This window comes from Pseudomonas mandelii (assembly GCF_002251635.1).
In the GTDB taxonomy this organism is placed as follows: Bacteria; Pseudomonadota; Gammaproteobacteria; order Pseudomonadales; family Pseudomonadaceae; genus Aquipseudomonas; species Aquipseudomonas mandelii_B.
Window position 1 is genome coordinate 12996 of record NZ_NMOJ01000163.1, and the last position, 13147, is coordinate 26142.

At 61.8% G+C, this 13147-nt stretch carries 18 protein-coding genes; 13 read left to right on the forward strand and 5 right to left on the reverse strand.

Features of this window, described 5'->3' with window-relative positions:
• Both B7L09_RS20820 and B7L09_RS20825 read right to left on the reverse strand, forming a co-directional pair.
• Positions 1-711 (reverse strand): ABC transporter ATP-binding protein, encoded by a 711-nt coding sequence (locus B7L09_RS20820; protein ID WP_094470416.1) that lies wholly within the window; start codon positions 709-711, stop codon positions 1-3.
• Between the two features lie 166 nt (positions 712-877).
• Positions 878-1456 carry a DUF2796 domain-containing protein gene (locus B7L09_RS20825; RefSeq protein WP_094470417.1) on the reverse strand — a complete coding sequence of 193 codons (579 nt, stop codon included), beginning with the start codon at positions 1454-1456 and terminating at the stop codon, positions 878-880.
• A 134-nt stretch (positions 1457-1590) separates the two neighbouring features.
• On the opposite strand from B7L09_RS20825, the gene B7L09_RS20830 reads away from it, so the two are divergent.
• Positions 1591-1932, forward strand: a complete 342-nt coding sequence (locus tag B7L09_RS20830; RefSeq protein WP_094470418.1) for a hypothetical protein — start codon at positions 1591-1593, stop codon at positions 1930-1932.
• 14 nt (positions 1933-1946) lie between these two features.
• On the opposite strand, the gene trxA is transcribed toward B7L09_RS20830, so the two are convergent.
• The 3 genes from trxA to B7L09_RS20845 form a co-directional block, all read right to left on the reverse strand.
• Positions 1947-2819, reverse strand: coding sequence for a thioredoxin (gene trxA / locus B7L09_RS20835; RefSeq protein WP_094470419.1), 873 nt, complete (start codon positions 2817-2819; stop codon positions 1947-1949).
• Between the two features lie 145 nt (positions 2820-2964).
• The gene (locus B7L09_RS20840) at positions 2965-3654 is read right to left on the reverse strand and encodes a class I SAM-dependent methyltransferase (protein WP_094470420.1); all 690 of its coding nucleotides are present in this window, start codon (positions 3652-3654) and stop codon (positions 2965-2967) included.
• Positions 3651-4115, reverse strand: coding sequence for a YbaY family lipoprotein (locus B7L09_RS20845; RefSeq protein WP_094470446.1), 465 nt, complete (start codon positions 4113-4115; stop codon positions 3651-3653). Before B7L09_RS20845 ends, B7L09_RS20840 begins: the two co-directional genes overlap by 4 nt.
• Positions 4116-4243: 128 nt before the next feature.
• Between B7L09_RS20845 and nrdR the strand changes: the two genes are divergently transcribed.
• From nrdR to B7L09_RS20905, 12 genes are all read left to right on the forward strand, one after another.
• Positions 4244-4708, forward strand: a complete 465-nt coding sequence (gene nrdR / locus B7L09_RS20850; protein WP_057439031.1) for a transcriptional regulator NrdR — start codon at positions 4244-4246, stop codon at positions 4706-4708.
• Positions 4705-5838, forward strand: coding sequence for a bifunctional diaminohydroxyphosphoribosylaminopyrimidine deaminase/5-amino-6-(5-phosphoribosylamino)uracil reductase RibD (gene ribD / locus B7L09_RS20855; protein WP_094470421.1), 1134 nt, complete (start codon positions 4705-4707; stop codon positions 5836-5838). Before nrdR ends, ribD begins: the two co-directional genes overlap by 4 nt.
• Before the next feature lie 46 nt (positions 5839-5884).
• On the forward strand, positions 5885-6547 hold the full coding sequence (locus B7L09_RS20860; protein WP_094470422.1) for a riboflavin synthase: 663 nt from the start codon (positions 5885-5887) through the stop codon (positions 6545-6547).
• Between the two features lie 16 nt (positions 6548-6563).
• Positions 6564-7655, forward strand: coding sequence for a bifunctional 3,4-dihydroxy-2-butanone-4-phosphate synthase/GTP cyclohydrolase II (gene ribBA / locus B7L09_RS20865; protein WP_094470423.1), 1092 nt, complete (start codon positions 6564-6566; stop codon positions 7653-7655).
• 91 nt (positions 7656-7746) lie between these two features.
• On the forward strand, positions 7747-8223 hold the full coding sequence (ribH, locus tag B7L09_RS20870; RefSeq protein ID WP_094470424.1) for a 6,7-dimethyl-8-ribityllumazine synthase: 477 nt from the start codon (positions 7747-7749) through the stop codon (positions 8221-8223).
• Complete coding sequence (gene nusB / locus B7L09_RS20875) at positions 8220-8720, forward strand: transcription antitermination factor NusB (RefSeq protein ID WP_094470425.1); 501 nt, start codon at positions 8220-8222, stop codon at positions 8718-8720. The genes ribH and nusB overlap by 4 nt, the downstream gene beginning before the upstream one ends.
• 21 nt (positions 8721-8741) lie before the next feature.
• Entirely contained in the window at positions 8742-9707 is a 966-nt protein-coding gene (gene thiL / locus B7L09_RS20880) for a thiamine-phosphate kinase (protein WP_094470426.1), read from the forward strand.
• Complete coding sequence (locus B7L09_RS20885) at positions 9704-10207, forward strand: phosphatidylglycerophosphatase A family protein (protein WP_008033735.1); 504 nt, start codon at positions 9704-9706, stop codon at positions 10205-10207. Before thiL ends, B7L09_RS20885 begins: the two co-directional genes overlap by 4 nt.
• A gap of 22 nt (positions 10208-10229) precedes the next feature.
• A complete protein-coding gene (locus B7L09_RS20890; protein ID WP_094470427.1) occupies positions 10230-10967 on the forward strand; it encodes a substrate-binding periplasmic protein in 738 nt (245 codons plus the stop codon).
• A gap of 252 nt (positions 10968-11219) precedes the next feature.
• Entirely contained in the window at positions 11220-11837 is a 618-nt protein-coding gene (ribA, locus tag B7L09_RS20895) for a GTP cyclohydrolase II (RefSeq protein ID WP_094470428.1), read from the forward strand.
• The gene (locus tag B7L09_RS20900; protein ID WP_094470429.1) at positions 11834-12253 is read left to right on the forward strand and encodes an MFS transporter; all 420 of its coding nucleotides are present in this window, start codon (positions 11834-11836) and stop codon (positions 12251-12253) included. The genes ribA and B7L09_RS20900 overlap by 4 nt, the downstream gene beginning before the upstream one ends.
• Complete coding sequence (locus tag B7L09_RS20905; protein ID WP_094470430.1) at positions 12253-13053, forward strand: cobalamin-binding protein; 801 nt, start codon at positions 12253-12255, stop codon at positions 13051-13053. Before B7L09_RS20900 ends, B7L09_RS20905 begins: the two co-directional genes overlap by 1 nt.
• Positions 13054-13147: the final 94 nt, after the last annotated feature.

Below are 13147 nucleotides of genomic sequence, written 5' to 3' on the forward strand. Positions count from 1 at the left end.
TCAAACCTCTGNCGGCGTGGCGGCGCGATTGAGTTCGGCCAGCGACAGGTTGCGGTCGAACAACGGCGCCAGGCTCTGGTCATGGCTGACAAACAACAGGCTGGCGCCCGCGTCGCGGCATTCGGCGAACAGCAGCCGGATGAATGCTTCGCGAGCGTCGTAGTCCAGGGCCGAGGTCGGTTCGTCGGCGATCACCAGTTCCGGCTGACCAATCAACGCACGCGCGGCGGCCACCCGTTGTTGCTGGCCGATGGACAGCGAGTCGGCGCGGCGCTCCAGCAGGCTTTTGTCGTTCAAACCCAGATGCGCGAGCAACGTGGCTGCGGCCTGATCGACGCTGCCGTGGCGCTGAATCGCCCGTTGCGCGCGCAGCTTGGAAAAGTGGCAAGGCAACTCGACGTTCTCGCGCACCGACAGGAACGGCAGCAGGTTGAACTGCTGGAAAATGTAGCCGGTGTGGTCGACGCGNAAGCGGTCACGCGCGCCGGCACCGAGTTCGGTCAGTTCCTGGCCCAGCAGGCGAATGCTGCCGCGATCGGGCTTTTGCACACCGCCGAGCAGGCCCAGCAGGGTGGTCTTGCCACTGCCGCTGGGGCCTTTGAGGAACAGGGTTTCGCCGGGTTCCAGGCGAAACGCCGGGATGTCCAGCAGCGGCGGGTGACCGGGCCAGCTGAAGCCCAGGTCAGACAGTTCGATGAGTGCTTGGGTCATGGCGCCGGTTTCATGGGGTTTAGATACTTGTCTCAATTTCACCTTCAACACAAACCCCCTGTGGGAGCGAGCCTGCTCGCGATGAGGCCATCACCTTCAACATAGATGTCGACTGTTCGGCCGCTATCGCGAGCAGGCTCGCTCCCACAGGGGATCTTCGGTGAATTCAGAATTTCAGGGCGGCAGCCTTGGCCGTCACTTCAACCCCTTGCTGCCCGCTCGGGCTGATCAGCTGTACCTGAATCTTCTGGGTGGCCGGGAAAGTGTTGAAGATATTTGCCAGGTCCAGGGTTTTCAGCGCGCCGGGGGCTGAGCAGGTGAATTGGTAGTGGGCGTGGATTTCGCTGTGGTCGTGGTGATGCTCGTCTTTGGCATCGTGATCGTCATCAGCATCCGGCTTGTCACCAAACAACGGGCTTTCCAGTTCCTGGGTCGCCACCACGCAACCGGCGGCTTTCGCCAGGTTGAACAGTGCCAACGGTTTCTCAAGCTGCGCACGAGCGGCGGCGACCTTGGCCTTGTCGGCGTCCGTGGAGGCAACGTGTTCGAAGCCCACCAGGTTCATCGCCGGGCTTTCCAGTTCCAGCTCCAGGGTCTGACCGTCCAGCGCTGCATTCAGGCGACCGACGCCATGTTCGTGGGCGCTGAGGCTGCCGTGTTCATGGTCATGATCATGTTCTTCAGCCGCGTGGGCGACGGCCAGCGGCAACAGGGCGAACGGCAGAGCGAGCAGCAGACGGCGCATGGCGGGTCTCCGAAAGTAAAATGAAGAGTTTGTTATGTAATCTTATAACGAAAGTGCGGGAAGTTTGACCGTCTGCTTGGCGTTGCGCAAGTCACATGGGAGCATGCACGTCAGAAATGTGCAGGAGCAGACTTATGTTGCGAATTCGCGGAAGCATCGGCGACTGGCCGGTGGATTTGACGCTGGAGATGGACGACGGTGATTGGGCGCGGCTGGGTGCGCAGTTGCAGGTGGTCAAGCCTGAGGCCAGTGTCGCCCCGGCCAAACCGGTGAATCAGGATGATGCGCTGTGGCAGGTCGCCAAAGACTTGCTGCGCAAGGCCGGGCATTTGAGCGGGCCGGATCTGCTGGAGCAGCTGGAAGGACTGACCGGCAGCGCGGGATCAGGCAAACGCCTGTTGGTGCGCCTGCGCCATTGCGCGGATGTGAAGGTGACGAGCGGCGGGGATACGCCGCTCTACAGCTGGATCGAGTAAATCGCAAAGATCTTTCAATAAAGCGCGGCAAACAACTTGCGGCGGTAGGTGGTCACCAGCGGGTGGTCATTGCCGAGCAATTCGAATACTTGCAGCAAGGTCTTGTGCGGCAAGCCTTCGCTGTAGCTGCGATTGCGGATAAACAGCTTGAGAAGGCCTTCCAGCGCTGCGTCGTATTGCTGGCGAGCGAGTTGCTGAATGGCCAACTGATAGGCCGCTTCATCGTCCTGCGGGTTTTGCGCCAGGCGCGCTTTCAGGTCTGCGGCATCCGGCAAATCCTTGGCCTGGCCAAGGAACTGGATCTGCGCCTTGGCGCCGGCCAGCGCTGCTTTGTGCTCGTCGCTTTTCACTGCGTCGAGCACGGTTTGCGCTTCGCCCAACTCACCGCGTTCNGCCAGGCAACGNGCGTAGAGGATCAAGGCGCCAGCGTTGGTGTTGTCTTCGCCCAGCAGCACTTTGAGCGCGGCTTCGGCATCGGCGAAACGGCTGTCGTCGAACAGGGCCTGGGCTTGCTCGAATGGATCGGCCGCTGCGGGTGGCGGCATTTGCACGTGAGGCTCAAGCATCGCCCGCACGGCGGATTCCGGCTGTGCACCGGCAAAACCGTCCACCGGCTGACCGTCTTTGAACAACACCACCGTCGGCAGGCTGCGAATACCGAAGCGGGCGACGATGTCTTGTTCGAGATCGCAATTGACCTTGGCCAGCAGCAACTCACCCTGGTAGCTCTCGGCGATGGTTTGCAGCATCGGCATCAGCACTTTGCACGGCGCACACCATTCGGCCCAGAAATCCACCAGCACCGGTTTGTGGAAAGAATTCTCGATCACCGACTGGTCGAAATCGGCGGTNGTGACGTCGAAGATGTACGGCGTTTCCTGACTCATGGGGGATCTCGTAAAAGCGTGAATGGGGCAACTATAAGGCTTGATGGGGGGCGGCCGGAAGCGAATGGCAGTTAGTCATCGAGTGTCTGGCGTATTGTCATCGCGAGCAAGCTCGCTCCCACAGAGATCTTTGGGATGACGTAGATCACCTGTGGGAGCGAGCTTGCTCGCGATGCTCTTGGCTGCGCCGCGCGTGGTACAGGCTCACATGCCGAAACTCTTCCGGCTCGGCCAGATCCGGCAAGGTCATCGCCTCCAGCATTTCGATGCGTTGATACAGCGGATGCCTGAAATCCCTCACCCGCGAATCCGCCACCAGCGCCTCCTTGCCACGGCTCAAAAACTCATCGAGCAACGGCAGGTTGGCGCGGTCGTAGAGCACGTCGGCCACCAGAATCAGATCAAACCGATCCGCCTCGGCGAAAAAGTCCGTTGAGTAGCTCAGCTCCACTTGATTGAGTTCAGCATTCGCCCGACAGGCGGCAATCGCCAGCGGGTCGAGGTCACAGGCTACCACTTCCAGTGCCCCGGCCTTGACGGCCGCGATCCCCGCCACCCCGGAACCAGCACCAAAATCCAGCACCCGCTTGCCTTCGACCCATTCAGGGAATGCGGCGAGATAGCGCGCCAGTGCCAGGCCGCTGGCCCAGCAAAAACTCCAGTAGGGCGGTTCATGCAGGATGCGCCGGGTTTCTTCGGGGCTGAAGGCGCGGTCCATATTATCGCCGTCGATCAGCCAGAGTTTCAGCTCGGTATCGGGCAATGCGACCGGCACAAGCTGCGCATCACCGAGCAATTCACCCAACGCTTGTTGCAGGTCGAGCGGTGCAATCATGGCGCTTTGACGAATTGCAGCTGACCCAAGGCCTGGGTTGTCGGCTGGGTAATGACCTGCGAGGGCAGGTGCAAAATCAACTGGCCAGACTGGCTGGCACGACCGCGCAATTCAACGCGAACGCCGGCCGGGAACGATTCCGGGTTGAAGCGCAGGTGAAACGGCAGAACCTGATTGGTGCCGATCAGGCTCGAACTGGCGAGCAATTGTTGCGGGCGGTCCTGGGCATCGATCACCAGCAGCGCCAGTTCGACTTCGGCACCGGCCGGTATGCCTTGCAGGGTGCCGCTCAATTCACGCTGATACGCGGGCAGCGGGCCGAGGTTGGCGGACTCCTTGGCTTTTTTCTGCGCGGCTTGTGGGGCTGGCCCTGGTGTCGGCGGCTGGGGTTTGGGCGCATCGCTGCTGCAGGCCACCAGCAGGCTGAAAACACTGAGCAATACGAGTGGTCTTAGGGACATTTGCGGCTCCAGCAAGGTGAAATCCATGGATCAAGCTCTATAGTCCGTCTGTATACCGCAAACCCTATGGCTTGTCTTGCCATGGGGATGCGCTACCATGGCCCTCCCTTTTTTTGTTGCCTGCCACCATGCACTGTCCCTTCTGCGGTGCCAACGACACCAAGGTCATTGACTCACGTCTGGTCGCCGAGGGCGATCAAGTACGTCGCCGGCGCGAATGCCTGGCCTGCGGCGAACGTTTCACCACCTTCGAAACCGCCGAACTGGTGTTGCCACGTCTGATCAAGTCCGACGGCAGCCGCCAGCCTTTCGACGAAGACAAACTGCGCGCCGGTATGCAGCGCGCCCTGGAAAAACGCCCGGTGAGTGTCGAGCGGCTGGAGGCGGCGCTGGCGCATATCAAGCACAAGCTGCGTGCGACCGGTGAGCGCGAGGTCAAGAGCCTGGTGGTTGGAGAACTGGTGATGGGCGAGCTGCAAAAGCTCGACGAAGTCGCCTATATCCGTTTCGCTTCGGTGTATCGACGCTTCCAGGACCTCAATGAGTTCCGCGAAGAGATCGACCGCCTGGCCCGTGAGCCGGTGAAAGAATGACCNCGTCCCCAGAACAAGCCATCCTCGACGCCCATTACATGGCCCGCGCCCTNGAATTGGCGCGCAAAGGCGTGTACACCACCCATCCCAACCCGCGTGTGGGCTGTGTGATTGTGCGGGATGGGCAGATTGTCGGCGAAGGCTGGCATGTGCGCACCGGCGAGCCCCACGCTGAAGTCCACGCCCTGCGTGCCGCAGGCGATAAGGCCCGAGGCGCCACCGCTTACGTAACCCTCGAACCGTGCAGCCACCACGGCCACACGCCGCCTTGCGCCGATGCGCTGGTGAATGCCGGCCTTGCGCGGGTCGTCGCGGCGATGCAGGACCCGAATCCGTCGGTGGCCGGTCGCGGCATGCAACGCTTGGCCCAGGCCGGGATCGCCATCGAAAGTGGCGTGCTGGAAGGCGAGGCGCGCAAGCTCAATCAAGGCTTCCTCAAGCGCATGGAACACGGCCTGCCGTTCGTGCGGGTCAAGCTGGCGATGAGTTTGGACGGCCGCACCGCGATGGCCAGTGGCGAAAGCCAATGGATCACCGGCCCTGCCGCCCGCGCCGCCGTACAGCGCCTGCGCGCCGAGGCCAGCGTGGTGCTGACCGGCGCCGACACGGTGCTGGCGGACAACGCCCGCTTGACCGTGCGTGCCGATGAGCTGGGCCTGGACGCCGAGCAAACGGCCCTGGCCATGAGCCGTCCACCGCTGCGCGTGCTGATCGACGGCCGTCTGCGAGTGCCACTGGATGCACCGTTCTTCAAGGCCGGCCCGGCATTGGTCGCCACCTGCATGGCGATTGAAGAGCAATATGCCAACGGTCCGGAATGCCTGATCGTGGCGGGCGACGATGGTTTGGTTGACCTGCGCAAGTTGCTGGTCGAACTGGCCAATCGCGGGGTCAACGAAGTGTTGGTCGAAGCAGGTCCGCGTCTGGCCGGGGCTTTTGCCCAGCAAGGGCTGGTGGACGAATTCCAGATTTTCATCGCCGGCAAGTTCCTTGGCTCCTCGGCCCGGCCGTTGCTGGACTGGCCGCTGGCGCAAATGAAGGACGCGCCCGAGCTCAAAATCACCGAAATCCGCGCGGTTGGCGATGACTGGCGAGTCATCGCCATTCCTGCGCCAGCGGCGAGCGTATAATTCCCGGCCTGCGCCACGCGACGGCCCTGTTCTCGAGGAGGACTCCATGTTTACCGGCATCATCGAATCCATCGGCAGTATTCGTGCATTGACCCCAAAAGGCGGAGATGTGCGGGTCCACGTAGAAACCGGCAAGCTCGATTTGAGCGACGTCAAACTGGGCGACAGCATCGCGGTCAACGGCGTGTGCCTGACCGCGGTTGAATTGCCAGGCAACGGCTTTGCGGCGGACGTCAGTCGCGAAACCCTCGACTGCACCGCCATGAATGACCTGAAAAGCGGCAGCCCGGTCAACCTGGAAAAAGCCCTGACCCCGACCACCCGCCTGGGTGGNCACCTGGTCAGCGGTCACGTCGATGGTGTGGGTGAAGTGGTTTCCCGTACCGAGAATGCTCGCGCCGTGGAATTCCGCATCCGTGCGCCGAAGGANCTGGCCAAGTACATCGCCCACAAAGGCTCGATCACCGTCGACGGCACCAGCCTGACCGTGAACGCCGTCAATGGCGCCGAATTTGAGCTGACCATCATTCCCCACACCCTGAGCGAAACCATCATGGCGTCGTACCAGCCAGGTCGCCGGGTGAACCTGGAAGTTGACTTGCTTGCCCGTTATCTGGAGCGCCTGTTGCTGGGCGATAAGGCCGCAGAGCCAACTTCTGGAAACATCACCGAAAGCTTTCTGGCCGCCAACGGCTACCTGAAATCCTGACCCAAGGGGGTGCCGCGTGGCGCTCAATAGCATCGAAGAACTGGTTGAAGACATCCGCCAAGGCAAGATGGTCATCCTGATGGATGACGAAGATCGCGAAAACGAAGGCGACATCATCATGGCCGCCGAGGCCTGCAAGGCTGAGCACATCAACTTCATGGCCAAGCACGCCCGTGGGCTGATCTGCATGCCCATGAGCCGCGAGCGCTGCGAGTTGCTCAAGCTGCCATTGATGGCGCCGCGCAACGGGTCGGGTTTCGGCACCAAGTTCACCGTGTCCATTGAAGCGACCACCGGCGTTACCACCGGTATTTCTGCCGCCGACCGTGCACGCACGGTGCAAGCCGCCGCCGCGAAAGACGCCAAGGCCGAAGACATCGTCAGCCCGGGCCACATCTTCCCGCTGATGGCCCAGCCGGGCGGCACCCTCGCTCGCGCCGGCCACACCGAAGCCGCCTGCGATTTGGCGCGCATGGCCGGTTTCGAGCCGAGCGGCGTGATCTGCGAAGTGATGAACGACGACGGCACCATGGCCCGTCGCACTGAACTCGAAGCCTTTGCCGCCGAACACAACCTCAAGATCGGCACCATTGCCGACCTGATTCACTACCGCATGATCCACGAACGTACCGTTCAGCGGATTGCCGAGCAGCCGCTGGACAGCGAACTGGGCCAATTCAATTTGGTGACCTACCGTGATTCAGTGGAAGGCGACGTGCACATGGCCCTGACCCTGGGCACCATTTGCGCCGACGAACCGACCCTGGTGCGCGTGCACAATATGGACCCGCTGCGCGACCTGCTAATGGTCAAGCAGCCCGGCCGCTGGAGCCTGCGCGCTGCCATGGCCGCGGTTTCCGNGGCGGGCAGCGGCGTGGTGCTGCTGCTCGGTCACCCGCTTGATGGCGACGTGTTGCTGGCGCACATTCGCGAAACCGCCGAGAACACTCAGGTCAAAACGCCGACCACCTACAGCATCGTCGGTGCCGGTTCGCAGATCCTGCGCGACCTGGGTGTACGCAAAATGCGCTTGATGAGTGCACCGATGAAATTTAATGCGATATCCGGTTTCGACCTGGAAGTTGTAGAATACGTGCCCTCCGAATAATGACCGGTTGTTTCCAGTCCTTGATTCGCGGCTAACACATCACCGAGGGATGCGTAGAAAACGCGTCCCGGCTCTTTAAGAGATCTAACGAATGACCCTGAAGACCATCGAAGGTACCTTCATCGCCCCCAAAGGCCGCTATGCCCTGGTGGTTGGCCGCTTCAACAGCTTCGTGGTTGAAAGCCTGGTCAGCGGTGCAGTTGATGCCCTGGTTCGCCACGGCGTGAGCGAAAGCGACATCACCATCATCCGCGCGCCTGGCGCCTTCGAAATCCCGCTGGTTGCGCAGAAAGTCGCTCAGAAGGGCGAGTACGCGGCGATCATCGCCCTGGGCGCGGTCATTCGTGGCGGTACCCCGCATTTCGAATACGTGGCTGGCGAATGCACCAAGGGCCTGGCCCAGGTGTCCATGGAGTTCGGAGTGCCAGTCGCTTTCGGCGTACTGACCGTAGATTCCATCGAGCAAGCCATCGAGCGTTCCGGCACCAAGGCCGGTAACAAAGGCGCTGAAGCAGCCCTGTCCGCGCTGGAAATGGTCAGCCTGCTGTCGCAGTTGGAGGCCAAGTGATTTCTGACGAGAGCGATCGTTTCAACCCGCGCGATCCAAAGCCTGCGGATGCCGGCAAGCCATCGAAAAGCGTCAAGCGTCGCGAAGCTCGTCAGCTCGCGACCCAGGCGCTGTACCAATGGCACATGGCCAAGCAGTCGCTGAACGAGATCGAAGCGCAGTTCCGGGTCGATAACGATTTCAGCGATGTCGACGGCGCCTACTTCCGTGAAATCCTGCACGGGGTTCCAGCGCAGAAGGACAAGATCGACNNGGCNCTNNNGCCTTGCCTGGACCTGACCCTCGAAGAGCTGGACCCGGTTGAACTCGCCGTACTGCGCCTGTCCACCTGGGAACTGCTCAAGCGCGTCGACGTGCCATACCGCGTGGTGATCAACGAAGGTATCGAACTGGCGAAAGTCTACGGTTCGACCGACGGCCACAAGTTCGTCAACGGCGTGCTCGACAAGCTGGCCCCGCGTCTGCGTGAAGCTGAAGTGAAGGCGTTCAAGCGCTAATCGGCGCTTGATAGCTGCCACATGGGTGAGTTCGAGCTGATCCGCAACTACTTCGCCGCCGCGCCGTGTGCGCAAGGCGGCGAAGGCATTGCCCTGGGGATCGGCGATGACTGCGCCTTGCTCGCTGTTCCCCCCGGGGAGCAGTTGGCGATTTCCACCGACACGCTGGTTGCCGGCGTGCATTTCGCAGAGCCTTGCGACCCGTTTCTGCTCGGTCAGCGTTCGCTGGCTGTAGCCGTCAGTGATCTGGCCGCCATGGGCGCCACCCCCGTTGCCTTTACCCTTGCCCTGACCTTGCCGACGGTGGCCGCCGATTGGCTGGACGCCTACGCCCGGGGTTTGAATGCCATGGCGCAAAGCTGCGGTGTGGGCCTGGTGGGCGGCGATACCACGCGCGGGCCGCTGAGCCTGACCCTGACGGTGTTTGGCCGAGTACCGGCCGGGCAGGCATTGACGCGCNGCGGTGCGCAGCCTGGTGACTTGCTCTGCGTGGGCGGTGAGCTNGGCAATGCCGCCGGCGCATTGCCGTTGGTGTTGGGGCAACGCACGGCTGACGCCGCCATCGCTGAGCCCTTGCTCGCCCATTACTGGTCGCCGCAACCGCAGTTGGCGCTGGGCCTGGCGCTNCGCGGCAAAGCCACGTCGGCGCTGGATATCTCCGACGGCCTGCTCGCTGACTGCGGGCATATTGCCCTGGCGTCGAAGGTCGGCATTCAGGTTGAACGGGACCGATTGCCGCTGTCGAACGCTTTAGTGGCCTTCCTCGGCCAATCGGGCGCCGAAGCGGCAGCGTTGAGCGGCGGGGACGATTACGTGTTGGCCTTCACCCTACCGTCCGTCGAGTTGCCCGCGTTGCTGGTCGCCGGCTGGCCGATCCATGTGGTCGGCAGGGTAGAGGCCGGGCAGGGCGTGGTACTGCTGGACGCCGATGGACAGGACATCACCCCGCAAACCCGGGGTTATCAACATTTTCGGGAGACACCGTGACAGATCATCCCAAACAGGTCCCGGCGGAATTCGTACCGCCTTCGGTCTGGCGCAATCCCTGGCATTTCCTGGCGTTCGGCTTCGGTTCGGGTACCTTGCCAAAGGCACCGGGCACCTGGGGTTCGTTAGTTGCGCTACCCTTTATCCCGTTGTGGCAGATGCTGCCCGACTGGGGTTACTGGCTGATGCTCGGCATCACCATGCTGTTTGGCTTCTGGCTGTGCGGCAAGGTTGCCGACGATTTGCGGGTACACGACCACGAAGGCATCGTCTGGGACGAAATGGTCGGGATGTGGATCACCCTGTGGCTGGTGCCGGAAGGCTGGTACTGGTTGCTGGCGGGGTTCTTGGTGTTCCGCTTCTTCGACATTCTCAAGCCCTGGCCGATTCACTGGATCGACCGGCATGTGCACGGTGGCGTCGGGATCATGCTCGATGACGTATTGGCAGGCGTGTTTGCGTGGTTGGCGATGCAAGGGCTGGTATGGATTTTCGCCTGATGGGCGAGACAGGGGACTAAGGATGGCTCGGCGCTGGTTGGCTGCGATGATGTTGACCATGTTTTGCTCGATCGCCCACGCGGGCGATGCTGCGACGACGCCGTCCGTGATTCACCTGGCCAGCGAAGACTGGGAAGACTACACCGCCGCTGACGGTCATGGCCTGGGTTGGGACGTGCTGCGGGAGGTGTTCGAGCCGGCCGGTGTCAAACTGGACATTCGCACCGAGCCTTACACCCGCTCCGTAGGCCTGGCCCAACTCCGCGAAGTGGATGCCTGTGTTGGCTCCTACCGCAACGAGAACAGCGATCTGCTTTATCCGCGCTGGAATTTCGATACCGATCACATCTATGCCCTGGGCCTGGCGAGCAATCCGGCACCGACCCCGGAGACGCTGGGCAACTATCGACTGGCCTGGGTTCGCGGCTATGACTTCCAGGATTACCTGCCCAACGTGCGGCGCTATAACGAAGTCATCCGGCGCACCGGCATTTTGTCGATGCTGACCCACAACCGCGCCGACTATTACATCGATGCGCTGACCGAAGTCGACTACGTCCTCAAGTGGGCCAAGGATCCTTCGCAGTTTCGGCGCACCCACATCGCGGAATTGCCGCTGTACCTGTGCTTCGCCGATACGCCAAAGGCTCGCACGTTGATGGCGCTGTTCGATGAGCGCATGGAGTTGCTGGTGAAAAGCGGCCGGTTGAAACCGATCTTCGAACGCTGGAAGCAGCCGTATCCGTTTGCCCCGAATTGAGCGCAGATTTCGCGGTACACGGCGAACTTTGTAGGAGCCGGCTTGCTGGCGATAGCGTCCGTTCAGTCGATAATCATGTCGGTTGACCCACAGCTATCGCCAGCAAGCCGGCTCCTACAGGCGTTGTTGCGCATTCGGGGATCTAACTTTTAGATCGTTATGCCCCATAATTCAGCCTAAGCGTCTGTAGGAACCTGCTGTTACAATGCCGCCTCTGCGAATCTCCAGTACTTATTAATCAGGAGCACACCGGTGCCTGTCGTTTTTGTCGCCGCTTCCAAGCTGCCAACACCCTTTGCGCAATTCACCATGCACGGCTTTCTCGATGAAGAGAACGGGCGCGAGCACGTGGTGCTGAGCCTGGGTGAGTTCGCCGACGGTGCCCCGGTACTCGGCCGGTTGCACTCCGAATGCCTGACCGGCGATGCCTTGTTCAGCCAGCGTTGCGACTGCGGCTCGCAGCTNGAAGCGGCCATGCGGGCCATTGCCCGTGAAGGCCGTGGCGTATTGCTGTACTTGCGCCAGGAAGGTCGTGGCATTGGCCTTTTGAACAAAATCCGCGCCTATGAGTTGCAGGATGGCGGTGCCGACACCGTNGAAGCCAACGAGCGCCTGGGCTTCGCCGCCGACCAGCGTGACTACGGCATCTGCCTGCCGATGCTGGAACATCTGGGGGTGAAATCCCTGCGCCTGATGACCAACAACCCGCGCAAGGTCAACGCCTTGACCGAGATGGGCATCACCGTGGCCGAGCGTGTGCCGCTGCACACTGGGCAAAACCCGCATAACAAACTCTACCTGGCCACCAAAGCCAGCAAGCTCGACCACATGATGGGCAACGAGCATCAAGGCGAGGTCGACCGCGCGTGACCCGTGGCCAGGTAAAACGCCGANTGTCCTTCAACTGGTGGCAATACCTGGCCATGGCCCTGGTGCCGCTGTTTGTGATCAATGGCGTGTTCGGCCAGGGTGAAGCCATCCTGCCGGTGCTGGCGATGCCATTGTTCATTGCCGGGGTCGCGTCGATGTTTGTCAGCCTGAAGTTTTTCGGCAGCTACAAGCACGCACTGATCGCCACCCAGAAAGCCCTCGACACTCCTGAAGAACCCGCCGCCTGGATTACCCTGGCCGCCAAGCGCCGCACGGCGTTGCTGGTCGCGAGCCTGCCGGCCTGGATCGGCGCGTTGGCGGTGTTCGTCGGCCTCGAAGCGGTGCCGTTGGTGCTGCTGGCGCTGTCGACCACGGTGCTGTTTTATCTCTACCGTATCCCGCGTCAGCTCGGCTGATGTTTCGCTTCTGGCTGGCGCTGATGCTGCTGGCCGGCAGCGGCATGGCCTCTGCTGTCGAGCGCGTTGTCAGTCTCGCGCCGTCTCTGTCTGAAATCGTTGTCGAACTGGGCTCCGCGGACCTTCTGGTCGGCGTGCTGGACGCCGGAGAGCGTCCTGCCGAACTCAATGGGCTTCCATCGGTTGGCCGCTACGGCCAGTTGGACATGGAGCGATTGCTAAGCCTCAAACCCGATTTGCTGCTGCTCTGGCCCGGCAGCGTTGGTCCGGCCCAGCGCGAGCAGCTCAAGCGACTGAACATCCCCACGTATGTCGCCGAACCCCACAACCTCGAACAACTGACCGCGCAGATTGAAGCGATTGCCACCCAGCTCGGTCGTCCTGAGCGTGGCGTTTCATTGGCTGCGCAATTACGCCAGCGCCTGGATGTATTGCGCCAGCGTTATCGTCGGGATAAACCGTTGCGGGTGTTTTATCAGGTCTGGGATCGACCGCTGTACACCGTTGGCGGCGGGCAGATCATCAGTGATGCACTTGAAGTGTGCGGGGCGCGCAATGTGTTTGCCGATCTGANNCTGCCCGCGCCGCAGGTCAGTATTGAGTCTGTGTTGCAGCGTAATCCCGAGGTAATTGTGGCCGGGGATCAGCCGCAACTGGACGCCTGGAAAGCCTGGCCGCAGATGACGGCGGTGGCACAGGGGCGGTTGCTGTTGGTGGCGGACAAGGGGCTGGAGAGACCGAGTGGGCAGATGATCGAAGCGACGGCCAAGTTGTGCCATATCATCGCACCGGACCGTTAAGACCGAGGTGCATTCATCGCGGGCAAGCCCGCTCCCACAGAGATCACACTGAACCTGTGGGAGCGGGCTTGCCCGCGATGAGGCCAGTGTAAAC

Bases quoted from the DNA above. Each gene is read 5' to 3' on its own strand.
- B7L09_RS20825 (WP_094470417.1), bottom strand. From the start codon at position 1,456: ATGCGCCGTCTGCTGCTCGCTCTGCCGTTCGCCCTGTTGCCGCTGGCC.
- B7L09_RS20830 (WP_094470418.1), top strand. From the start codon at position 1,591: ATGTTGCGAATTCGCGGAAGCATCGGCGACTGGCCGGTGGATTTGACG.
- B7L09_RS20890 (WP_094470427.1), top strand. From the start codon at position 10,230: ATGGCTCGGCGCTGGTTGGCTGCGATGATGTTGACCATGTTTTGCTCG.
- B7L09_RS20840 (WP_094470420.1), bottom strand. From the start codon at position 3,654: ATGATTGCACCGCTCGACCTGCAACAAGCGTTGGGTGAATTGCTCGGT.
- B7L09_RS20845 (WP_094470446.1), bottom strand. From the start codon at position 4,115: ATGTCCCTAAGACCACTCGTATTGCTCAGTGTTTTCAGCCTGCTGGTG.
- ribH (WP_094470424.1), top strand. From the start codon at position 7,747: ATGACCCTGAAGACCATCGAAGGTACCTTCATCGCCCCCAAAGGCCGC.
- nrdR (WP_057439031.1), top strand. From the start codon at position 4,244: ATGCACTGTCCCTTCTGCGGTGCCAACGACACCAAGGTCATTGACTCA.